The following is a 22,414-nucleotide window of genomic DNA, read 5'->3' on the forward strand; positions in this document are numbered from 1 at the left end:
GCAGCTCGGGGCGCCTACGCCTCCTTCGGATCGACCCGCTCCAGATCCCGCAACCACGCCTGCGCCGTCCCGTCCGACGGGGCCCGCCAGTCGCCGCGTGGGGAGAGGGAGCCGCCTGCCGAGACCTTCGGGCCGTTCGGCATGGCCGAGCGTTTGAACTGGGAGAAGGCGAAGAAGCGGCGGATGAAGACCTCCAGCCAGTGGCGGATCTCCCCCAGGGAGTAGGTGCCGCGCTCGGCCTCCGGGAAGCCGGGGGGCCAGGCGCCGTTCTCCCGGTCGTGCCAGGCGTGCCAGGCGAGGAAGGCGATCTTGGAGGGGCGGAAACCGTAGCGCAGCACGTGGAACAGGGTGAAGTCGTGCAGCGCGTACGGGCCGATCTTCGACTCGGTGGACTGCATCTCCTCACCGGGTACGAGTTCGGGGCTGATCTCCGTGTCGAGGATCGCCGTCAGGATCTTGCCGGTCTCCTCGTCGAACTGCTCGCTGCCGACGACCCAGCGGATGAGGTGCTGGATCAGTGTCTTCGGGACGCCGGAGTTGACGTTGTAGTGGCTCATCTGGTCGCCGACGCCGTACGTCGACCAGCCGAGCGCCAGCTCGGAGAGGTCGCCGGTGCCGAGCACGATGCCGCCGCGCTGGTTGGCGAGGCGGAACAGGTAGTCGGTGCGCAGGCCCGCCTGGACGTTCTCGAAGGTGACGTCGTACACCGGCTCGCCGGAGGCGAAGGGGTGGCCGATCTCCTTCAGCATCAGCCGTGCGGTCGGGGTGATGTCCAGCTCGGCCGCGGTGACACCGAGGGCGCGCATCAGCCGGTGGGCGTTGTCCTTGGTGTGGTCGCTGGTGGCGAAGCCGGGCAGGGTGAAGGCCAGGATGTCGCTGCGCGGGCGGCCGGCGCGGTCCATCGCCCGGGCGGCGACGATCAGCGCGTGCGTGGAGTCCAGTCCGCCGGAGACGCCGATGACGACCTTGGGGCCGCCGATCGAGGCGAGGCGCTGCTGCAACCCCGCGACCTGGATGTTGTACGCCTCGTAGCAGTCCAGGGCGAGGCGCTCGGCGTCGGCGGGGACGAAGGGGAAGCGTTCGACGCGGCGGCGCAGGCCGAGGTCGGTGGTGGCCGGCGGGGCGAGCTCGAAGGAGACGGTCCTGAAGTCGGCGGTGCGTGCGGCGTGGGTGCGGCGGTTGTCGCCGAAGGTGCCCATCCGCTGCCGTTCCTGCCGCAGCAGGTCGAGGTCCACGTCGGCCACCGCGTACTGCTCGCCGAGCGGGAAGCGGTCGGTCTCGGCCAGCAGCGCCCCGTTCTCGTAGATCAGGGTCTGGCCGTCCCAGGACAGGTCGGTGGTCGACTCGCCGAGGCCGGCCGCCGCGTAGACGTACGCGGCGAGGCAGCGCGAGGACGCCGAGCGGCACAGCAGCTTGCGGTCCTCGGCCCGGCCGACGGTGATCGGGCTGCCCGAGAGGTTGAGCAGGACGGTCGCCCCGGCGAGCGCGGCCTCCGCGCTCGGCGGCACCGGCACCCACATGTCCTCGCAGACCTCGGCGTGCAGCACGAGTCCGGGCAGGTCCGCCGCCGCGAAGAGCAGGTCCACGCCGAACGGCACGTCCGCGCCGCCGAGCCGGATCGTGCCGCCGCGCTCGTCGTCGCCGCCCGCGATCTGCCGGCGCTCGTAGAACTCGCGGTAGTTCGGCGGGTACGACTTCGGCACGACGCCCAGGATCCGGCCGCGGTGCACGAGCACCGCGCAGTTGAAGATCCGGTCGCGGTGGCGCAGCGGGGCGCCGACGACCAGTACCGGCAGCAGGCCGGCCGACTCGGCGACGATCGTGGCGAGCGCCGTCTCGACGTCGTCGAGCAGCGCGTCCTGCAGCAGCAGGTCGTCGATCGCGTACCCGGACAGGCACAGCTCCGGGAACACGGCGACGGCGACACCCTCCTCGGCGCACCGGCGCGCATGCCGCAGGACCGCCTCGGCGTTGGCGGGCGGGTCGGCGATGACGGTGTGGCCCGTGCACGCGGCGACGCGCGCGAAGCCGTGCTGGTAGATCGACCAGAAGCTCAACGGGACCTCTTTCCGAAGCGACTTTCCTACAAGACGAAGCCTAAAGGCCGGGCCGCACTCACCGCCCACCTGCGGGTTTCAGCGTTCCGCGGCCCTTCCCGCCCGGCTGAAACCCGGTTGAAGCCGGTCTGAACCGCCCCGGCGGCACGCTCTGGGGCATGACGACGACGGAACAAGAACTCGCGATCGCGGCCACCGGGCTGCGCAAGGCCTACGGGGACAAGACAGTCCTCGACGGCATCGACATCCAGGTGCCCACCGGCACGATCTTCTCCCTGCTCGGGCCGAACGGCGCGGGCAAGACCACGGTGGTCAACATCCTGTCCACGCTGATCTCCGCCGACGGCGGCCGGGCGAGGATCGCCGGGCACGACCTCACCGCCGAGGCCCAGGCGGTCCGGGCGGCCATCGGGGTCACCGGGCAGTTCTCCGCCGTGGACGGACTGATCACCGGCGAGGAGAACATGCTGCTGATGGCGGACCTGCACCACCTGTCCAAGCGCGAGGGACGGCAGGTCGTCGCCGATCTGCTGGAGCGCTTCGACCTGGTCGAGGCCGCGAAGAAGCCCGCCTCCACCTACTCCGGCGGCATGAAGCGCCGCCTCGACATCGCCATGACCCTGGTCGGCAACCCGCGGATCATCTTCCTCGACGAGCCGACCACAGGCCTCGACCCGCGCTCCCGCCACACCATGTGGCAGATCATCCGCGAGCTGGTCTCCGGCGGCACGACCGTCTTCCTCACCACCCAGTACCTGGACGAGGCCGACCAGCTCGCCGACCGCATAGCGGTGCTCAACGGCGGCGAGATCGTCGCCGAGGGCAGCGCCGCCGAGCTCAAGCGGCTCGTGCCCGGCGGTCACGTACGGCTGCGGTTCTCCGACCCGGTGACCTACGAGCGGGCGGCGACCGCGCTGCGCGAGACCACCCGCGACGACGAGGCGCTCAGCCTCCAGATCCCCAGCGACGGAAGCCAGCGCGAGCTGCGCGCCGTCCTCGACTGGCTCGACGCCGCAGGCATCGAGGCCGACGAGCTCTCCGTGCACACCCCGGACTTGGACGACGTGTTCTTCGCCCTGACCGGCAGTTCCGTACCCGCTCAGACCACCGACAAGGAGACCGTCCGATGAGCACCGCCGGCTACGCCTTCCGCGACAACCTCACCATGCTGCGGCGCAACCTCCTGCACGCGCGCCGCTATCCGTCCCTCACCTTGAACCTCCTGCTCACCCCGGTCATCCTGCTGCTGTTGTTCGTCTACGTCTTCGGCAACGTGATGAGCGCCGGCATCAACGGCGGCCACGCGGACCGGGCCGACTACGTCGCCTACCTCGTCCCCGGCATTCTCTTCCTGACCGTGGCCATGACCTCGCTCGGCACCGCGGTGTCTGTGTGCACCGACATGACCGAGGGCATCATGGCCCGGTTCCGCACCATGGCGATCTCCCGCGCCTCCGTGCTGATCGGCCACGTGATCGGCAGCGTGATCAAGACGCTGATGGCTCTGGTGCTCGTCCTGGGCATCGGACTGGCCATCGGCTTCCGGCCGAACGCGACGCCGGTGGAGTGGATCGCGGCGGCCGGACTGATGGCGCTGGTCAGCCTCGCGCTGACCTGGATCGCGGTCGGCATGGGCCTGGTGAGCCCCAACCCCGAGGGGGCCAGCAACATCGGGACCCCGCTGGTCATGCTGCCGTTCCTGTCCAGCGCGTTCGTACCGGTGGACGCCATGCCGGGCTGGTTCCGCTGGTTCGCCGAGTACCAGCCGTTCTCGCCCTTCATCGAGACGCTGCGCGGACTGTTGCTGGGCAGTGGGATCGGCACGAAGAACGCTGTGCTGGCTCTGGCCTGGTGCGTGGGGCTGACGGTGCTGGGCTATCTGTGGTCCAAGGCGCAGTTCAACGGCGAGCCGAAGCGGTGAGTTCGGCCGGCCGGCGGGTGCGGGCCGGTGCGGAAGGCCCCTGTCAGCCCGTCAGCTCCCGCAGGGCCTCCGCCCGCAGTTGCTCCCGCCCCAGGGCGGCGTACCTCGACCTCGCGTCGGTGTACGCCGCCCTGTCGGCGTTCTCGGCCGCTTCCCGGGAGCGGGCCAGGGACAGGGTGGGGAACTCCCGTACCACCGGCATCCGTTCGGCCAGCGCCACCAGCCGTACGGCGGCCGGGTCGTCCTGGGCCAGCCGGGCGTGTCCGAGCGCCAGCAACAACGTGCCGTACACCGGCAGTTCCACCGGGGCCCCGTCGGCCGGCGAGCCGTCGGCCAGGGCGCTGGACAGCAGCCCGAGCAGCCGCGCCCGCAACTCCTCGGTGAGCCCGGCGACCGGCTCCGGCCGGCCGTGCAGCGCGTGCGCGGCCACGGCGGCCGACTGCAGCTGCAGCGCCCACGGGTCGACGAACGGATCGTCGGCGGCGTACAGGGCACTGACCTGCCGTATCCGCTCCGCCGCCCGGCGCCACAGCCCGAGCCCGAGCTCGGTCAGTCCGCGGGCCAGCGCGATCTCCGCCCTGGCCGGCAGCTCGGGGCTGAACGTCCCGTCCGACTCCGGCGGCTGCTCCAGGGCGGCGCGGTCCAGCCAGTACTCGGCCTCTTCGATCTCGCCCTTGTGCAGACAGGCCAGTGCCAGCCCCCAGCGGACGCCGAGCGAGTCCGACCAGTCGCCGAACGCGTCCAGCGCGCTCAGGGCGGCGCGCAGATGGTCGTACGCCTCCGCGCCCCGCTCGGTCTGCAGGCACAGCTCGCCGGCCCGGCCGTGGCTGAGCAGGTGCATGGCCGGGTTGTTCAGCGGGGCGAGCGCGTCGATCATCCGGCGGGCGCTCTCCAGTGCCCGCTCCGTGTCGTGCCCCGCCTCCCAGACGTAGCTGGCGACACCCGCGGCCAGGCCCGCCAGCAGCGGCTCGTCGGCCTCGCACAGCTGCTGGAGCCGGGCGAACTCCGGCGGCCGCATCTCCGGTACGGCGCACAGCACGACGGACAGGGCCCGCAGCACGGTGTCCGGCGGAGCGGGCGGCAGCCGGCGCAGGGTGACCAACTGGCGTACGGCGTGCGGGCCGTGGCCCATGAAGAGGCTCGCCGCGCACACCGCCGCCGCGCTGCGGGCCGGTTCCACGTCCTCCGGGTTCTCGGGCCGGAAGTGGGACAGGGGGCCCGCGGTGTCGGCGGCGAGTGCGGCCAGCCGGCCGTAGTGGGAGCCGGTGGACCACAGGGAGGACAGTACGGCGGTGACGGCCGCGGTGGTGGGGCCGTCGGCGCGGGCCAGCGCGTGCCGCAGGGCCAGGACGAGGTTGTCCTGCTCGGCGCGGATACGGGACCAGGCGGGCACCGGATCGGGGCTGAACAGCTGGTCGTGGTGGGCGCGGCCGAAGCCGCGGGCCCAGGCGAGGTACCGGTCGGTCACCGTCTCCTCCTCGCCGGCCTCGGCGAGCTTGGCGGAGCCGAACTCCCGAAGTGTCTCCAGCATGCGGAAGCGCACTCCAAAGGGGCTGTCGTCGACCTTGATCAGCGACTGCCCGGCCAGCTGTTCCAGCAAGGTCAGCGCGTCCGCTCTCTCGCCGAGGACGTACTCCGCGGCGTCCTCGGTGAAGCCGCCGGGGAACACGGACAGGGCGCGCAGGGCGGCCTGGCCGTCGGGTTCCAGGAGGTTCCAGCTCCAGTCGACCACGGCGCGCAGGGTGCGATGCCGCTCGGGTGCGTCGCGGGCGCCGCCGCGCAGCAGCGCGAAGCGGTCCCTCAGGCGGCTGGAGATGTCGGCCACGGAGAGCACCCGCACCCGGGCCGCGGCGAGCTCCACGGCGAGCGGCAGCCCGTCCAGGTGCCGGCAGATCTCGGCGACCGGACCCGGGGGCAGTTCCACGCCGGGCCGGGCGGCGCGGGCCCGCTGGGTGAAGAGTTCCACCGAGGTCGCCTGGGACAGCTCCGGCAGGGCGTACACGGACTCCGAGCTCAGTCCCAGCGGGGCCCGGCTGGTGGCCAGGACCCGCAGTTTGCTCGACCGCGACACCAGCGCCTGGACGAGGGCGGCCGCACCGGCGATGACCTGCTCGCAGTTGTCCAGCACCAGCAGCACCGGCCCGGCACCCAGCGCGGCGACGATGCCGCTCACCACGTCCGTGCCGCCGGTGAACTGCCGGCCCTCCCCGGCGCCGACCGCCGAGGCCACCTCACCGGGCACGTCGTCGTCGGCGGTGACACCGGCCAGCGGGACGAAGTGCACCACGGGCTGCTCGGCCGCCCGGCTCACCGCGTGGGAGAGCCGGGTCTTGCCCAGTCCGCCGGGACCGACGACGGTGACCACCCGGGCCTCGCGCAGCAGCCCGGTCACGGCGGCGAGGTCGGCGTCGCGGCCCAGCAGCGGGTTCGGCTCGTGCGGCACGCCGTGGCGCACCGGCGCCGCGTCCGCGCTCAGCAGCTCCTGGTAGACGGCCTTGAGGCCGGTGCCGGGATCCGTACCCAGTTCGTCCCGCAGCCTGCGGCGATAGGTGTCGTACCGGGTCAGCGCGGCGGCCCGGCCGGCGGTGGCGGCCTCGCAGCGCAGCAGCTCCGCCAGCACCTCCTCGTCCTGCGGCAGCTCCTGCGCCAGCTCGGCCAGGGGTGCGGCGGCCTCCTCCCGCCGCCCCAGCCGGGCGAGCGTGAGCGCCCGGGAGCGGACCAGCGAGCGGTACGCCCGCAGCCGTCCGGCGCGCAACCCCACCACCGGGTCGTGCAGGTCCTCGCCGGCTCCGGCGTCCAGGTTCCCGTCCCACAGGGCCAGCCCGGCCTCGGCCTCGGCCAGCGCGCCCTCGTGCTGCCCGGCCCGTGCGTGTTCGGCGGCCGCCGCCTCGTGCAGCAGCAGCGCGGAGCTGTCGACCTGCCTCTCGTCCAGCGTCAGCCGGTAGCCGGACGGGGTGCTCGCGACCAGGTCGGTGCCCAGCTGCGCCCGTAGCCGCGACACGAGGATCTGCACCGCCTTGCCGGGCCGTTCCGGCAGTTCCTCGGCCCACAGCCCCTCCACGAGCCGGCCCGTGCTGCAGCCGGTGCGCAGATCCTCCGCGAGCAAGGCGAGGAGCCCGCGCAACCGGGGTGCGGTGATCTCCCGCCCACGACAGGCGACGCGGGCCAGCAGTGTCAACTCGGTGGTCACCCGTGCAGGTTAGCCAGAGTCACGACAGCCCCGAAGCCCGGAGCACCGCCTGCACGGTCTCATCGTCGATGCGGTGGCCCAGGCGGTGCAGGACGTCCGCACCGCGCAGCAGCGTTCCGCGTTCCAGGGAACGGCGGACGCCGGTGTCGAGCTCGTGCCAGAGCAGGGGGCTGGCGGCGAGGACGCGGGGGTCGAGTTCCAGGCGGTGGCCGTGGGTGTCCCGCAGGACCAGGTGAGAGGAGACGCCGTCGTACTGGCGTACGGAGACCAGCGCGTCCGTACGGACCATGTGCCGGCGCCAGGGCGTGCGGACCGCGAGCCAGCCGGGGCCCGCGCTCACCCGCTGGGGGAGCAGCACGGCGCACACCGCGGCCGACAGGGTGAGCCAGAGCAGGGCGCGCAGGGGGGTCAGGCTTCCCGCGTCCCAGTCGACCAGGAGGCTCAGGGCGCAGAACAGCAGGGCGCAGGTCAGCGCGAGCCGGGCGCTGCCGCGCCAGTGGCGGTCGCCGGCCGAGCCTGGCGGTCCGCTCCGTCCCATGGCGCCGACGCTAGGCGGCCGTACGGGATGCGGCAGCCGCTGCTTACGGGGTCCTAGCGCCGTACGGGCGCATCTTGACGGGATCCTGACGCCGGTCGGCACGGCCGGTGCTCAGCCGGTGTGGACGCGGGGGCGCAGCGGCCGGTTCGGTTCCGCCTCGCGCAGGACCTCGCGGGTGACCGGGGCGACCTCGCCCTGGCCGAAGAGGAAGAACCGGAGGAAGTTGGCGAAGGGGTTGCCCTCGGTCCACTCGAAGTAGATGTGCGGGGTGCAGCCGGTCACGTCGCGGGCGTGCAGGAGGAGTGCGGCGAGGGCGTTGGGGATGGAGGAGGACTCCAGGGTCAGGACGCGGTAGCGGTTGTGCAGGACCTCGCCGCGTACGGACATGCCGGCCTCGAACTCGGAGGGGTCGGTGACCGTGACCTCGACGAAGACGAAGTCCTCCGTGGTCGGGACGTCGTTGTCGGCCCGGATCTGCTCGATCTTGTCGCGGTACTCGGCCTTGTCGCGGTGCCTGGGCTTGTTCGCGATGAAGCGGATGCGGCGGTGGGACATGTCCCGGATGAATCGTTCCGCCATGTCGTCCAGCTCGATATGGGTGACGCGCAGCTCGAACGCGCGGGCCAGCCTGGAGAGGAAGGAGACGAGCATGATGCCGACGATGAAGCAGGCACCGATCTTCACACCGTCCGGGCGCTCGATGACGTTGGCGACGGTGACGTAGAGCAGGACGGCCGAGACGACCGAGAAGCCGATGGTCCAGCCGCGCTGGCGGGCCCTGCGGGCGGCGATGGTCACCGCGATGGCCGCGGAGGACATCAGGACCAGCACGCCGGTGGCGTAGGCGCCGCCCTGCTTGTCGACGTTGGCATCGAAGATCCAGGTCACCAGGAAGGCGATGAGCGTGAAGACGATGACCATCGGGCGCACGGCGCGGGCCCAGTGCGGGGCCATGCCGTAGCGGGGCAGATAGCGGGGCATGAGGTTGAGCAGGCCGGCCATCGCGGAGGCGCCGGCGAACCACAGGATGGCGATGGTCGACAGGTCGTAGACCGTGCCGAAGGCGCCGCCGAGGTATTCGTGCGCCAGGTAGGCAAGCGCGCGGCCGTTGGCCTTGCCGCCCGGCTTGAACTCGTCGGCCGGGATCAGCACCGTGGTGATGAAGCTGGTGGTGATGAGGAAGACGCTCATGATCAGCGCGGCCGTGGTGAGCAGCTTCTTGGTGTCCCGGATCCGGCCGGTCGGCTTCTCCTCGGTGTCGTCCGGGTCGCCGCGGACGTGCGGCATGACGGCGACGCCGGTCTCGAAGCCGGACAGGCCGAGGGCGAGCTTGGGGAAGACCAGCAGGGACACGCCGATCATGGCGAAGACGTTGCCGTGCTGGGTGATCAGGGCGCCGGTCCAGTCGGTGACCAGGGTCTCGGCGGTCAGCACGTGCCACAGTCCGACCACCACGACCACGGCGTTCAGGGCGAGATAGACCGCCACCAGGGCGAACGCGACGCCGATCGCCTCCAGGAAGCCCTTGAGGAACACCGCGCCCAACAGGGCCACCAGCAGCAGCGTGATCAGCATCTGCTGCCCGTGCAGCGTGCTCGTCAGGTGCGGGTTCTCGATCAGGTGGGTGGAGGCGTCGGCGGCCGACAGGGTGATGGTGATCAGGAAGTCGGTGGCGGCGAAGCCCAGCAGGGTCAGGACGAACAGCTTGCCCTTCCAGAAGGACAGCAACCGCTCCAGCATGGCGATGGAGCCCTCGCCGTGCGGGCTCTCCTCGGACACCCTGCGGTAGACGGGGAGGGCGCCGGCCAGGGTGACGGCGACGAGGACGAGGGTGGCGACGGGGGAGAGCAGTCCGGCCGCCAGGGCCGCGATGCCGGGCTGGTAGCCGAGGGTGGAGAAGTAGTCGACACCGGTCAGGCACATCACCCGGTACCAGCGCTGGCCCTTGTGCGGGGGTTCCGGCGCGGCGTGCGGTCCGGTGTGGCCGCCGGCCCTCCCCATGTCGGACAGGCCCTCCAGCATCCAGGCGCGCAGCCGACCGGTATGCGGAGGGTGCTCGGTCGTCGCCATCGACGTGCTCCTGATGTGCGGCTCAGCGTGGGGTTCCGGCCATCACGCGTACGGCGACACCAGCGTAGGCAGACCCTGACGCGCGGGCCCATGGGTCGTTCCGCCGGGGGCGTCAAGCTTGCGTCAAGACCGGCGGGGCGAGCGCTGGCCGGACGTCAAGATCGGAGGCTTTCCCTTGCGCGGAGAGCGATTGCGCCGTATGGGGGAGCGGACGCCGGTCAGGCGCCGAGGCGAGGGCTTCCCACCGGAGTCGCCGGCTCCGGCCGGCCTTGCTGCCGTGGGGCTTCTTCAAGCGGTCCGGCCGACCAGCAGGTCCGCCAGCTTGGTGAGGCGCCTGACCGTGCGGTCCTCGGTCGCGGCCGGCGCCGGGTCGACCCGCTCCTCGCGGTCGTGGTAGGCGCCGTTGACGATCTCCACCGCCGGGTCGCACAGCCGGACCACGTGTGCGGCGCCCTCGGCCGCTGAGCCGCCCTCGTGGGCGTAGAGCGGCAGCAGCGCGGTGTCGCAGATGCCCGGGTGGACGGAGACGGCGGTGACGCGCGGGTCGGCGGCGAACACGGTCAGCGCGAGCTGGGACTGGGCGTAGGCGGCGAGCCGGGAGTAGCGGCGGGCGCGGTTGGGGTCGGCCCACTGGATCGACCCGGTGCGGTGCAGGGAGGACGAGACGTTGACGACCCGCCCGCCCGGGTCGCTGGTGAGCGCCGGCTCCAGCAGACACGTCAGCAGGTAGTGGGCGAGGAAGTTGACCTGGAAGGCGATCTCGTTGCCGTCGGCCGTGACGGTGTGCCGCTCCGGCGCGGCCATACCCGCGTTGTTGACGAGGACGTCCAGGTGCGGGTGCTCGGCGACGACCGTACGGGCGAGGGCCCCGACCTCTTCGAGGTGGCTGAAGTCCGCGCCGAACAGGCGCAGTTGGCCCGCCCGGACAGCTGTCGTGGCGACCAGGCGGTCTGCGGCGGCCCGCGCCTCCTCGGCGGTACGGCCGTGCAGCAGCACGGTGGCGCCGCGCTCGGCGAGCTGCCGGGCGGTCTCGAGGCCGATGCCGGAGGTGGCGCCGGTGACCAGGACGGTGCGGCCGGAAAAGGGGGAGAGCGTGGAGTTGGACATGATCCGATCCGGGTGCGGGCACGCCGGTGCGGCCAGGTAAGGGCGGTGGGCGTGCGGTGGTGAGGGGAGGGCGAGGGGTGCCGGATGCGATCACGGCGCCCCTCGGGTCACGGAAAGCGGCGTCGGCGGGACGCGGCGTCGCCGGGCTATGGCGTCGCCGGGGTATGGCGTCGGCGGGACGCCGTACCGGAGTGACGCGGGCGCTTCCGGTCAGCGCGGCTCGCGACGCGACGGCCGAGCGGGACTCGGCGGCCGGTCGAGCAGGAGCCAGGCGCTGTTCACATCGTTCATGGAAGCCGTCCCGCTCGGATCGGGCAAGCCGAAGTCCCGTTCCCTGACGGGGCTCTGACGCGGCTCGACCGGCTTGGCGTCGGTCGTCCACGCCCGGCGTCAACGTTCCGTCAAACCGAGCTGAGGATCCGTCAGAGGCCCGTCAAGGCAAGCCGTACGTGGCCGAATCCGGTCCCAGACTGATCGGCAACGGGGGACGGGCGACCGTCCGTGGCGTGACGTTGGAGGGACCGTGACTCTCACGGCCAAAACGGCGCAGGGTCTTGGGAGGAGGCCGCCCCAGCGCCACGACATGGGGAGATCGCCCCCTGCGGGGGCAGCCCCGGATCGCGACGACGAGGGAGTTCGCGGACGGCCGGACCGGTTCCGGGGCTGCGCCCGAAGCGCCGGGCCGTGGCCGCGCGGGCCGCTCTGCGCCGCCGTTTCCGGGCCACCGTGCCCGCACGGCTGCGCCTGACACTGCTGGGCCTGCGTCCGAGGCTGGCGGAATTCGACTGACCTACGGCGCCATGAAAGCGCCCCCGGACGAACCGGCCGTTGAGCCCCTCACGCGTCGGACAGACGGGCCTCCTCCAGGTCCAACGCCCGCTGCAACCGCCGCCGCGTAGTGTCACTGATGGCATGCGCGTCGTACAGCCGCTGGAGTTCACCGCTCTCGACGGCGATCAGATCGCGCCGCAGCTGCCGGTAGACCCGGTCGGCGGACTCGGTGGCGACGCCGCCGTTGCCCTCGGCGAGGCGGTCGCGGGCGTCGTCGAGGCGGGCGGTCAGGCCGCGGCGGAGCCGGTCCAGGACGACCTCGGGCACGACCTCCAGTTCCGCGAGCTCCTCCAGGCGGGCGAGGCCGGCGTGGGCGAGGTGGGAGCGGGCCTCGGCCTCCTCGCGCGCGGTGTGGGCGGGCTCCAGGGCGATGCCGGAGGCGCGGACGACCGGGGCGAGGGTGAAGCCCTGGACGACGAGGGTGACGACCACGACGGACGTGGTCAGGACCAGGACGAGCGGGCGGTCGGCGAGCGGGCTGCCGTTCTTCGCGACCTCGGGTATGGACAGCGCGGCGGCGAGCGGCATCACGCCGCGCGTCCCCGCCCAGGTCAGCACCATCGGCACCCGCCAGTTCAGCCGGCCGACCCCGCCCTTGCGCTGCACGACCGCCGACAGCGGCGCCAGCCACAGCAGCCGTACGGCGACGAGGGTCACGGCGACGGCGAGGGCGTACAGGGGCCAGGCCCGGTCGCCGTCCGCCAGGGCCCGTACCTGGGAGGGCAGGGCCAGCCCTATCAGGCTGAAGACGACGCTCTCCAGGAGGAACACGACCGTGCCGTACACCGCGTGCAGCTGGAGCCGAATGCGGGCGTTGGTCAGCCGGTCGCCCCGGCCGCCCAGCACCACCCCGGCGACGACGCAGGACGTCACTCCGGAGGTGTGCGCGACCTCGGCCAGCAGGTAGGCGGCGTACGGGGTGACCAGGGCGATCACCGTCTCCAGGACCGGGTCCTCGGTGCGGCGCCGGATCAGGGTGATCACTCCGGCCACCGCCGTCCCGATCACCGTGCCGCCGCCCGCGAGCAGAAAGAACTCGCCGCTCGCCGCGCCCCAGCTCGCGGCGGCCGAGGCGATGGCGATGCCCGCCGCCACCCGGACCAGGACCAGGGAGGTCGCGTCGTTGAACAGGCTCTCCGCCTGGACGAGGACCTGGACCCGGGGCGGCAGGGCGAGCCGGCGGCCGAGCGCGGTCACCGCCACCGGATCGGTGCTGGCCAGCACCGCGCCCAGGACGAACGCCATCTCCCAGGACAGCGGAGTGACCAGGGTGGCCACGGCCGCGACGGCCGCCGCGGAGGCGAGCACCAGGCCGATGGCGAGGATGCCGACGGGTTTCCACACCGCCCGCAGCTCCCGCCAGGGCATGTCCTCGGCGCTCGCGTACAGCAGGGGCGGGAGGACGACGAGGCCGATGATCTGCGGGCTGATCTGGATCTGCGGGGTGCCCGGCAGCAGCGCCACCGCGAGACCGGCGACCACGAGCAGGGAGGGGGCGGGGATGCGCCAGCGGCGCGCGAAGGTGGCGACCACCGTGGCGAGGACCACGAGGGCGAGAACCGTACCGACGCTGCGCATGCCGTCCCCCTGGGATTGCGGAAGCCGCTCCGGCTCCCGGCCGACCAGACTTCCCGGCACACCTGCTGTCACCCTATCGGGCCAGGTCACGTCAAGACAGTGTCAAGGTCCACGGAGCCGACGCCAAGGAACCGCTAACACGCGCACCGGCCGCCCCCCGAAGCGGCTTCCTTGGGAGGAGAAAACCTCCCACCAGGGGGAGTCGGATCGGTGAGCGGAGCGCGTCGGCGGCGATGAGTGACGTACGGCCCGGACGACTGAAGGTCTACCTCGGTGCGGCCCCGGGGGTCGGCAAGACCTACCGGATGCTCGACGAGGGGCGGCGCCGTGCCGCGCGCGGCGCGGACGTGGTGGTGGGGATCGCGGAGTGCCATGGCCGCCCGCGCACGGAGGCGATGCTCGACGGCCTGCAGACCGTCCCCCGGGCGTCCTGCACCTACCGCGGCGGACGGTTCCAGGAGATGGACCTGGCCGCGGTCCTCGCCCGCCGCCCGCAGGTGGCGATCGTCGACGAGTTCGCGCACAGCAACGTCCCCGGGGACGGCCGCAACCCCAAGCGCTGGCAGGACATCGAGGCCCTGCTCGACGCCGGTATCGACGTGATCACCGCGCTGAACATCCAGCACCTGGAATCCCTCAACGACGTGGTCGAGAAGATCACCGGCGTGCCGCAGCACGAGACGGTGCCGGACGAGGTCGTGCGGCGGGCCTGGCAGATCGAGCTGGTGGACATGCCGCCCGAGGGGCTGCGGCGGCGCATGGCGCACGGGAACATCTACGCCCCCGAGAAGATCGACGCCGCCCTCGCCAACTACTTCCGGCCCGGCAATCTCACCGCGCTGCGGCAGCTGGCGCTGCTGTGGGTGGCCGACCGGGTCGACGAGGCGCTGCAGGAGTACCGCTCGCAGCACGGGATCGGGCGGGTGTGGGAGACCCGGGAGCGGGTGGTGGTCGCGCTGACCGGTGGCCCGGAGGGCGACACGCTGGTACGGCGGGCCGCCCGCATCGCCGACCGGTCCGCCGGCGGCGATCTGCTCGCCGTGCACGTGGCCCGCAGCGACGGTCTCGCGGCCGGGGTCTCGCACGCCTCGCTGACCCGTCAGCGCCGGCTGGTGGAGGACCTCGGCGGCAGCTACCACTCGGTCGTCGGCGACGACGTGGCTACCGCCCTGGTGGAGTTCGCCCGCGCCGAGAACGCCACGCAGCTGGTGCTGGGGACCAGCCGGCGGGGACGGCTGGCGCGGTTCCTGACCGGGCCCGGCACGGGGGAGACCGTGACGGAGCTGTCCGGCGACATCGACGTGCACCGGGTCACCCATGAGCGGGCCGGGCGCGGCACCCTGCTCCCGTCCCGGCGCCGCACGCTGTCGACGGCCCGGCTGATCGCGGGCCCGGTGGCCGGACTGGTGCTGCCGGTCCTGCTCACCGCTGTCCTCGCCCAGCTGCGGGGCACGCTGAACCTGACCAGCGACGCCCTGCTGTTCCTGCTCGCCGTGGTGGGCGTGGCCTGCATAGGCGGGGTCGCCTCCGCGGTGATCGCGTCCGTGACGGCGTCCCTGCTGCTCAACTACTGGTTCATCCCGCCCATCGGTGCCTTCACGCTGAACGACCCGAACGCCCTGATCGCCCTGGCGGTGTTCGCGGTCGTCGCGGCCACGGTCGCCGCCGTCGTCGACCGGTCCCTGCGGCTGTCGCGCCGCTCCGCCCGGGCCACGGCCGAGGCGGAGACCATGTCGTCCCTGGCCGGCAGCATCGTGCGCGGCGAGGCGACCATTCCGGCCCTGCTGGAGCGGACCCGCGAGACCTTCGGCATGGAGTCGGCGGACCTGGTGGAAGAGCCGCCCGATGCGGCGGCAGGGGTGACGGCCGTACCCGCCGGCCCCGGAGCCTGGCTCGCGCTGCGCGGCCGTACCCTCTCCTCCTCCGAGCGGCGGGTGCTGGCCGCGTTCGCCGCGCACGTGGGTTCCGCGGTGGAGCGGGCCCGGCTGGCCCAGGCCGCGGCCGAGGTGGAGCCGGTGAAGGCAGCCGACCGGCTGCGTACGGCGCTGCTGCGGGCCGTCGGCCACGACCTGCGCACACCGCTGGCCGCCGGGTGGGCCGCCGTCACCTCGCTGCGCAGCCGGGACGTCGCCTTCTCCGCCGAGGACCGCGACGAACTCCTCGCCACCGCCGACGCGTCCATGGCCAAACTCAACCGCCTGGTGGAGAACCTTCTCGACCTCAGCCGACTGGAGGCCGGCGCCCTCACCCTGAACCTGCGGACGACCTCCCTGGAGGAGGTGCTGCCCATGGCGCTGGCGGACGTGCCGGCGGTCGAGGTGGCGGACGTGGAGGAGCTCCCGGCGGTGCTGGCCGACCCGCCGCTGCTGGAGCGGGTGATCGCCAACCTCGTCGGCAACGCCGCCCGGCACACCCCGCCCGGGAGGAGGGTGCTGGTCACCGCCAGTGCCCTGGCGGGCCGGGTGGAGCTGCGGGTGGTGGACCGGGGGCCCGGGCTGCCCGCCGAGGGCCGGGAGCGGATGTTCGAGCCGTTCCAGCGGCTGGGCGACACCGACAACACCACGGGCCTCGGTCTGGGCCTCGCCCTCGCGCGCGGCCTGACCGAGGCGATGAACGGCACCCTGAGCCCCGAGGACACCCCCGGCGGCGGACTGACCATGGTGGTCTCGCTGCCGTTCGCGGCACGGGGGGCCGGTGCCGAAGCGACCGAACCGAGCGTAGGAGGTGCGTGGTGAGCGCTGTGCCCGCACCTGGAAGCCGCACCGTACGCTGCGCCTCGTTCCTGGTGGCCCTGGCTCTGGCCCTCGTCCCGTTCCGTACGGACCTGACGCACACGAACGCCCCGCTCGTCCTCGTGGTCGTGGTCGTCGCGGTGGTCGCGCTCGGCAGCCGTACGGCCGGTGTGGCCGCGGCCCTGTCGGCGGCGGCCTGGTGCGACTTCTCCTGACCCGGCCGTACGCACTGCTGCCGACCGTCGGCGTGACTGTGCCCGAACTGGCCGTGCGCGCCGGCAGGGTGGAGGTCTTCGAGTACGGCGCGCTCCTGGGCCACCCGCCGCGCCTGGAGAATGACGGCAGCGTGACCGTGGCAACGGCCCACCCGGAACCCGGACACCGACGGTTGGCCCGAGGGCGAGATCGAGCTGCGCAGGCCCGGCGACCACGCCCGGCGCTCCACCGCTGCCGCGTCCACTCCCTACGGCTGTCCTGTGCGCGGCGCAGCTTGGGCCCCCATCGCCGCGTACGTCCGTGAGGTGGCCGCCGAGCCCGGCACCCGGGCCACCGCGCTGATACCGGAGGCGGAGCGGAGCGGCTGTGGCTGGTCTGCCGGCTGCGGTTCCGGCTGTGAGCCGGGTCACCGACCGTCACGGGGGGCTACCCACCGGTATGGATCAGGGGTCGTAAGAGACCCGTCAAAGCCGTGAGCGCGGCCGTAAGAGGGTCGTCAACGGGTGGCCGGATCCGGCCGGACAGGCGCTTTCCTCGTACACGTCCGTTTCAACCGAACCTCACTCCAGGAGTTCGCGATGGCCGATCTGGCCTTCGTCGTCACCGTGCTCGCGGGTTTCGCGCTGGTGGCCCTTGTCGCCAAGGGGGTGACGAAGCTGTGACCGCCGAAAACGTCGTCGGTCTGGTCGTGGCCGTCGCCCTGCTGGGCTATCTCGTCCTCGCCCTGATCTTCCCGGAGAGGTTCTGACGGTGACATCAGCTGCTACCGCAGCGGGCGCCATGAGTCCCGTACTCGCCGGCGTGCTCCAGCTGCTCGCCCTGATAGGCGCGCTGGCGCTCGTCTACATACCCGTCGGCAACTACATGGCCAAGGTCTACTCCTCGCGCAAGCACCTGCGGGTGGAGAAGTGGATCTACAAGGCCATCGGTGCCAACCCCGACGCCGAGATGACCTGGCCCGCGTACCTGCGCGGTGTGCTGGCCTTCTCCGCCGTCAGCGTCCTCTTCCTCTACCTGCTGCAGCGGCTGCAGGGCGTACTGCCCGGTTCGCTGCACTTCTCCGCGGTCAACCCGGCGCAGTCCTTCAACACCGCCGTGTCCTTCGTGACCAACACCAACTGGCAGTCGTACTACGGCGAGCAGACCATGGGTCACGTCGTGCAGACCGCCGGGCTGGCCGTGCAGAACTTCGTCTCCGCCGCCGTCGGTATCGCCGTCGCGGTGGCGCTGGTGCGCGGCTTCGCCCGCTCGCGCACCGGTGAGCTGGGCAACTTCTGGTCCGACCTGGTGCGCGGCACGCTGCGCATCCTGGTGCCGGGTGCCGCGATCGCCGCGGTGATCCTGGTCGCCTGCGGCGCCATCCAGAACTTCTCCGGTATCCACGAGGTCGGCCAGTTCATGGGCGGCTCGCAGCAGTGGAACGGCGGCGCGGTCGCCTCCCAGGAGGCCATCAAGGAGCTGGGCACCAACGGCGGCGGCTACTTCAACGCCAACTCCGCCCACCCCTTCGAGAACCCGACTCCGTTCACGAACCTCTTCGAGATCTTCCTGCTCCTGGTGATCCCGTTCTCGCTGACCCGCACCTTCGGCGTGATGGTCGGCTCGGTGAAGCAGGGTTACGCGATCCTCGCCACGATGTTCACCATCTGGCTGGGCTTCGTCGCCCTGATGATGTGGACCGAGTTCGCCCACCACGGCCCGGCGCTCCAGGCGGCGGGCGGCGCGATGGAGGGCAAGGAGGTCCGCTTCAGTATCGGCGGCTCCTCGATCTTCGCGGTGTCGACGACGCTCACCTCGACCGGTGCGGTGGACTCCTTCCACTCCTCCTTCACCGGCCTCGGCGGCGGCATCACCATGCTGAGCATGATGCTGGGCGAGATCACGCCCGGCGGCACCGGCTCCGGCCTCTACGGCATCCTGATCATGGCGGTCATCGCGGTGTTCATCGCCGGTCTGATGGTCGGCCGTACGCCCGAGTACCTGGGCAAGAAGATCGGCGGCCGCGAGATGAAGCTCGCCGCCTGCTACATCCTCATCACCCCCGCCCTGGTGCTGGTGTTCACGGCCGCCTCCATGGCCCTGCCGACCCCGCCGCACTCGATGCTCAACTCCGGCGCGCACGGTTTCTCCGAGGTGCTGTACGCGTTCACCTCGGCGGCGAACAACAACGGTTCGGCCTTCGCCGGTCTGAACGCGAACACGGACTGGTTCAACACCATGACCGGGCTAGCGATGCTGCTGGGCCGCTTCCTGCCGATGGTGTTCGTGCTGGCGCTGGCCGGCTCGCTCGCCGAGCAGAAGCCGGTGCCGATGACCGCGGGCACCCTGCGCACCGAGAAGCCGCTGTTCACCGGCCTGCTGGTGGGCGCGATCCTGATCATCACCGGTCTGACCTACTTCCCGGCGCTGGCGCTGGGTCCGCTGGCCGAGGGGCTGGCGTCATGACGACCGACATCAAGAAGCACGAGGACTCCATGTCCACTCCCACCCTTGCGCCCCACCAGGACGCACCGACCGGGCACAAGCCCGCCGAGGGCCGTGTCGGAGCGGGCCTCTTCGACCCCAAGCAGCTTCTCAAGTCCCTGCCGGAAGCCTTCCGCAAGCTCGACCCGCGGGTGATGGTCAAGTCGCCCGTGATGTTCGTGGTGTGGATCGGCTCCGTCCTGACCACTGTCTTCTCCTTCCAGCACCCGGGCGACTGGTTCGGCTGGACCATCAGCGCCTGGCTGTGGCTGACCGTGATCTTCGCCAACCTGGCGGAGGCGGTCGCGGAGGGCCGCGGCAAGGCGCAGGCCGACACCCTGCGCAAGGCCAAGACCGACACTGTCGCCCGCCGGCTGCTGAAGGACGGCTCCGAGGAGCAGGTCCCCGGCACCGCGCTGACCATCGGCGACCTGGTGGTCTGCGAGGCCGGTGACGTCATTCCCGGTGACGGTGACGTCGTCGAGGGTGTCGCCTCGGTGGACGAGTCGGCGATCACCGGCGAGTCCGCCCCGGTCATCCGCGAGTCCGGCGGTGACCGCAGCGCCGTCACGGGCGGTACGAAGGTCCTGTCCGACCGGATCGTCATCAAGATCACGACGAAGCCCGGCGAGACCTTCATCGACCGGATGATCAACCTGGTCGAGGGCGCGGCCCGGCAGAAGACGCCCAACGAGATCGCGCTGAACATCCTGCTGGCGTCCCTGACCATCGTGTTCCTGCTGGCGGTGGCGACCCTGCCGCCGTTCGCGAACTACGCGGGCACGCACCTGACGATGGTCGTGCTGGTGGCGCTGCTGGTCTGTCTGATCCCGACCACGATCGGCGCCCTGCTGTCCGCGATCGGCATCGCGGGCATGGACCGGCTGGTGCAGCGCAATGTGCTGGCCATGTCCGGCCGCGCGGTCGAGGCCGCCGGTGACGTCTCCACGCTGCTGCTGGACAAGACCGGCACCATCACCCTCGGCAACCGTCAGGCCGCCGAGTTCGTGCCGGTCAAGGGCACCACCGAGGCGGAGCTCGCGGACGCGGCCCAGCTGTCCTCGCTGGCCGACGAGACGCCCGAGGGCCGCTCGATCGTCGTCCTCGCCAAGGAGAAGTACGGGCTGCGCGAGCGGCACCAGGGCGAGCTGGCCGGCGCCGAGTGGATCGAGTTCACCGCCCAGACCCGCATGTCGGGTGTGGACGTCGACGGTCGGAAGATCCGCAAGGGCGCCACCGCCTCGGTCATCGCCTGGGTCGAGGAGCAGGGCGGTACGGTCGCCGAGGACGCGGACGGCATGGCCAACCGCATCTCCGAGGGGGGCGGCACCCCGCTGCTGGTCGCCGTCCACGACGCCAAGGGCGCCCGGGTCCTGGGTGTCATCCACCTGAAGGACGTCGTCAAGGAGGGCATGCGGGAGCGGTTCGAGGAGCTGCGCCGCATGGGCATCAAAACCATCATGATCACGGGTGACAACCCGCTGACCGCGAAGGCGATCGCCGAGGAGGCGGGCGTCGACGACTTCCTCGCGGAGGCCACTCCCGAGGACAAGATGGCCCTCATCAAGCGGGAGCAGGCCGGCGGCAAGCTGGTCGCGATGACCGGTGACGGCACCAACGACGCGCCCGCGCTCGCCCAGGCGGACGTCGGCGTGGCGATGAACACCGGTACGTCGGCCGCCAAGGAGGCCGGCAACATGGTCGACCTCGACTCCAACCCCACCAAGCTGATCGAGATCGTCGAGATCGGCAAGCAGCTGCTGATCACGCGCGGTGCGCTGACCACCTTCTCCATCGCCAACGACGTCGCGAAGTACTTCGCGATCATCCCGGCGCTGTTCGCGGCGGTCTACCCCGGCCTGGACAAGCTCAACATCATGCAGCTGTCCTCGCCCGACTCCGCGATCCTGTCGGCCGTCGTCTTCAACGCGCTCATCATCATCGCGCTGGTGCCGCTGTCCCTGAAGGGCGTGCAGTACCGGCCGGTCAGTGCCGACAAGATGCTGCGCCGCAACCTCGGGATCTACGGGATCGGCGGACTGATCGCGCCCTTCATCGGCATCAAGATCATCGACATGCTCATCTCCCTCATTCCCGGAATCGGCTGATCGCCATGAACAACTCCGTAACGAACACCGTCCGGTTGCTCGGGGCGGGCCTCAGGGCCCTCCTCGTGCTGACCCTGGTGACCGGCGTCATCTACCCGCTGGTCGTCACCGGCATCGCCCAGGGGCTGTTCAGCGACAAGGCGAACGGCTCCGAGATCAAGGCGGACGGCAAGGTCGTCGGCTCGTCCCTGATCGGGCAGTCGTACAACCTGCCGCTGAAGAAGGGTCAGGAGACCCCGGACCCGGACCTGAAGTGGTTCCAGGGCCGCCCGGCCAACGGGCTCGGCGCGAACAGCGTCAACACGCAGTACAAGCTGATCCTTTCGGGCGCCACCAACCTCGCCGCCGACAGCGGTGCGGTGAACGGCACGTGCCCGGCCAAGCCCGAGGACGGCACGCTCTGCGCCCAGGTGCTCGCCGCCAAGGCCGCGGTCGTCAAGGACAACTCCGTCCCCGGCTACAAGGTCGAGCCGTCCCAGGTTCCGGCCGACGCCGTCACCTCCTCCGGCTCCGGCCTCGACCCGGCCATCTCCCCGCAGTACGCCGAACTCCAGGTGCACCGGGTCGCCGAGAAGAACGGGCTGCCGGTCGCCTCCGTGGAGAAGCTGGTGAAGGACCACACCCAGGGCCGCGCCCTGGGCTTCATCGGTGAGCCGCAGGTGAACGTCCTCGAACTCAACATCGCGCTCAAGGACCTCGCGGCGAAGAAGTGACGGCCTTACGCGATTCGCGACGGGAGCCGGCACCTCGGGGTGCCGGCTCCCGCAGGCATGACAGGAAAGGCACACCCATGACCAGGGTGCTCGTGGTGGAGGACGACCCGCAGCTCGTACGGGCCCTCGTCATCAACTTGCAGGCACGTCACTACGGCGTGGACGCCGCCCCCGACGGGGCCACGGCCCTTCGGCTCGCCGCCGCGCGCCAGCCCGACGTGGTGCTGCTGGACCTCGGTCTGCCCGACATGGACGGCGTCGACGTCATCAAGGGCGTACGCGGCTGGAGCCGGGTGCCGATCCTGGTCCTGTCCGCGCGGCAGGCGTCCGACGAGAAAGTGGCCGCGCTCGACGCCGGCGCCGACGACTACATCACCAAGCCGTTCAGCATGGACGAACTCCTGGCCCGGCTGCGCGCCGCCGTCCGCCGGACCGAGGAGACCCCGCTGGTGCCCGAGACGACCTTGGTCGAGACGGATCACTTCACCCTGGACCTGCTCGCCAAGAAGGCCGTACGGGACGGGCGGGACGTACGGCTGACCCCGACCGAGTGGCACCTGCTGGAGATCCTGGTCACCAACCCGGGACGGCTGATCACCCAGAAACAGCTGCTCCAGGAGGTCTGGGGCGTCTCGCAGAGCGCCAAGACCAACTACCTGCGCGTCTACATGGCCCAGCTCCGCCGCAAGTTGGAGACGGACCCCTCCCACCCCCGCTATCTGATCACCGAGCCCGGCATGGGCTACCGCTTCGAGGGATGACATGGCACGCGGAAAGCTCCGGATCTACCTCGGCGCGGCACCGGGCGTGGGCAAGACCTACGCCATGCTCGCCGAGGCGCACCGCCGTGTGGAGCGGGGCACCGACTGTGTCGTGGGCTTCGTCGAGCA

General features: G+C 71.6%; 16 protein-coding genes and 1 pseudogene. 11 read left to right on the plus strand and 6 right to left on the minus strand.

Annotation, left to right across the window (positions count from 1 at the left end; translation table 11 throughout):
• Window positions 1–14: 14 nt before the first annotated feature.
• Window positions 15–2,057 carry an NAD(+) synthase gene (locus AB0M27_RS23610; protein ID WP_365723850.1) on the minus strand — a complete coding sequence of 681 codons (2,043 nt, stop codon included), beginning with the start codon at window positions 2,055–2,057 and terminating at the stop codon, window positions 15–17.
• A gap of 158 nt (window positions 2,058–2,215) precedes the next feature.
• Between AB0M27_RS23610 and AB0M27_RS23615 the strand changes: the two genes are divergently transcribed.
• Both AB0M27_RS23615 and AB0M27_RS23620 read left to right on the plus strand, forming a co-directional pair.
• On the plus strand, window positions 2,216–3,187 hold the full coding sequence (locus tag AB0M27_RS23615) for an ATP-binding cassette domain-containing protein (protein ID WP_365723851.1): 972 nt from the start codon (window positions 2,216–2,218) through the stop codon (window positions 3,185–3,187).
• Window positions 3,184–3,978 carry an ABC transporter permease gene (locus AB0M27_RS23620; protein ID WP_365723852.1) on the plus strand — a complete coding sequence of 265 codons (795 nt, stop codon included), beginning with the start codon at window positions 3,184–3,186 and terminating at the stop codon, window positions 3,976–3,978. The genes AB0M27_RS23615 and AB0M27_RS23620 overlap by 4 nt, the downstream gene beginning before the upstream one ends.
• 43 nt (window positions 3,979–4,021) lie before the next feature.
• Here the strand turns inward: AB0M27_RS23620 and AB0M27_RS23625 are convergent, their stop codons facing one another.
• The 5 genes from AB0M27_RS23625 to AB0M27_RS23645 form a co-directional block, all read right to left on the minus strand.
• The gene (locus tag AB0M27_RS23625; protein ID WP_365723853.1) at window positions 4,022–7,168 is read right to left on the minus strand and encodes a BTAD domain-containing putative transcriptional regulator; all 3,147 of its coding nucleotides are present in this window, start codon (window positions 7,166–7,168) and stop codon (window positions 4,022–4,024) included.
• Between the two features lie 19 nt (window positions 7,169–7,187).
• Entirely contained in the window at window positions 7,188–7,706 is a 519-nt protein-coding gene (locus AB0M27_RS23630; RefSeq protein ID WP_365723854.1) for a hypothetical protein, read from the minus strand.
• Between the two features lie 111 nt (window positions 7,707–7,817).
• Window positions 7,818–9,776 (minus strand): amino acid transporter, encoded by a 1,959-nt coding sequence (locus tag AB0M27_RS23635; protein WP_365723855.1) that lies wholly within the window; start codon window positions 9,774–9,776, stop codon window positions 7,818–7,820.
• Between the two features lie 288 nt (window positions 9,777–10,064).
• A complete protein-coding gene (locus AB0M27_RS23640; protein ID WP_365723856.1) occupies window positions 10,065–10,883 on the minus strand; it encodes an SDR family NAD(P)-dependent oxidoreductase in 819 nt (272 codons plus the stop codon).
• Window positions 10,884–11,720: 837 nt separating this feature from the next.
• A complete protein-coding gene (locus tag AB0M27_RS23645; protein ID WP_365723857.1) occupies window positions 11,721–13,292 on the minus strand; it encodes a Na+/H+ antiporter in 1,572 nt (523 codons plus the stop codon).
• 233 nt (window positions 13,293–13,525) lie between these two features.
• Between AB0M27_RS23645 and AB0M27_RS23650 the strand changes: the two genes are divergently transcribed.
• The 9 genes and pseudogenes from AB0M27_RS23650 to AB0M27_RS23690 form a co-directional block, all read left to right on the plus strand.
• Window positions 13,526–16,027, plus strand: a complete 2,502-nt coding sequence (locus tag AB0M27_RS23650) for an ATP-binding protein (protein WP_365723858.1) — start codon at window positions 13,526–13,528, stop codon at window positions 16,025–16,027.
• Window positions 16,024–16,239 carry a hypothetical protein gene (locus AB0M27_RS23655; RefSeq protein ID WP_365723859.1) on the plus strand — a complete coding sequence of 72 codons (216 nt, stop codon included), beginning with the start codon at window positions 16,024–16,026 and terminating at the stop codon, window positions 16,237–16,239. The genes AB0M27_RS23650 and AB0M27_RS23655 overlap by 4 nt, the downstream gene beginning before the upstream one ends.
• 504 nt (window positions 16,240–16,743) lie before the next feature.
• Complete coding sequence (locus AB0M27_RS23660; protein ID WP_356300167.1) at window positions 16,744–16,902, plus strand: hypothetical protein; 159 nt, start codon at window positions 16,744–16,746, stop codon at window positions 16,900–16,902.
• On the plus strand, window positions 16,899–16,988 hold the full coding sequence (kdpF, locus tag AB0M27_RS23665; RefSeq protein ID WP_009326374.1) for a K(+)-transporting ATPase subunit F: 90 nt from the start codon (window positions 16,899–16,901) through the stop codon (window positions 16,986–16,988). The genes AB0M27_RS23660 and kdpF overlap by 4 nt, the downstream gene beginning before the upstream one ends.
• Before the next feature lie 32 nt (window positions 16,989–17,020).
• Complete coding sequence (kdpA, locus tag AB0M27_RS23670; RefSeq protein ID WP_365723860.1) at window positions 17,021–18,685, plus strand: potassium-transporting ATPase subunit KdpA; 1,665 nt, start codon at window positions 17,021–17,023, stop codon at window positions 18,683–18,685.
• On the plus strand, window positions 18,682–20,811 hold the full coding sequence (gene kdpB, locus AB0M27_RS23675) for a potassium-transporting ATPase subunit KdpB (protein ID WP_365723861.1): 2,130 nt from the start codon (window positions 18,682–18,684) through the stop codon (window positions 20,809–20,811). Before kdpA ends, kdpB begins: the two co-directional genes overlap by 4 nt.
• Window positions 20,812–20,816: 5 nt before the next feature.
• Window positions 20,817–21,524, plus strand: a complete 708-nt coding sequence (locus AB0M27_RS23680; RefSeq protein WP_365723862.1) for a potassium-transporting ATPase subunit C — start codon at window positions 20,817–20,819, stop codon at window positions 21,522–21,524.
• Window positions 21,525–21,601: 77 nt separating this feature from the next.
• On the plus strand, window positions 21,602–22,285 hold the full coding sequence (locus AB0M27_RS23685; protein WP_365723863.1) for a response regulator transcription factor: 684 nt from the start codon (window positions 21,602–21,604) through the stop codon (window positions 22,283–22,285).
• 1 nt (window position 22,286) lies between these two features.
• A pseudogene (locus tag AB0M27_RS23690) lies at window positions 22,287–22,414 on the plus strand (sensor histidine kinase KdpD); the annotation flags it as partial.

This window comes from Streptomyces sp. NPDC052107 (assembly GCF_040680215.1).
GTDB lineage: Bacteria > Actinomycetota > Actinomycetes > Streptomycetales > Streptomycetaceae > Streptomyces.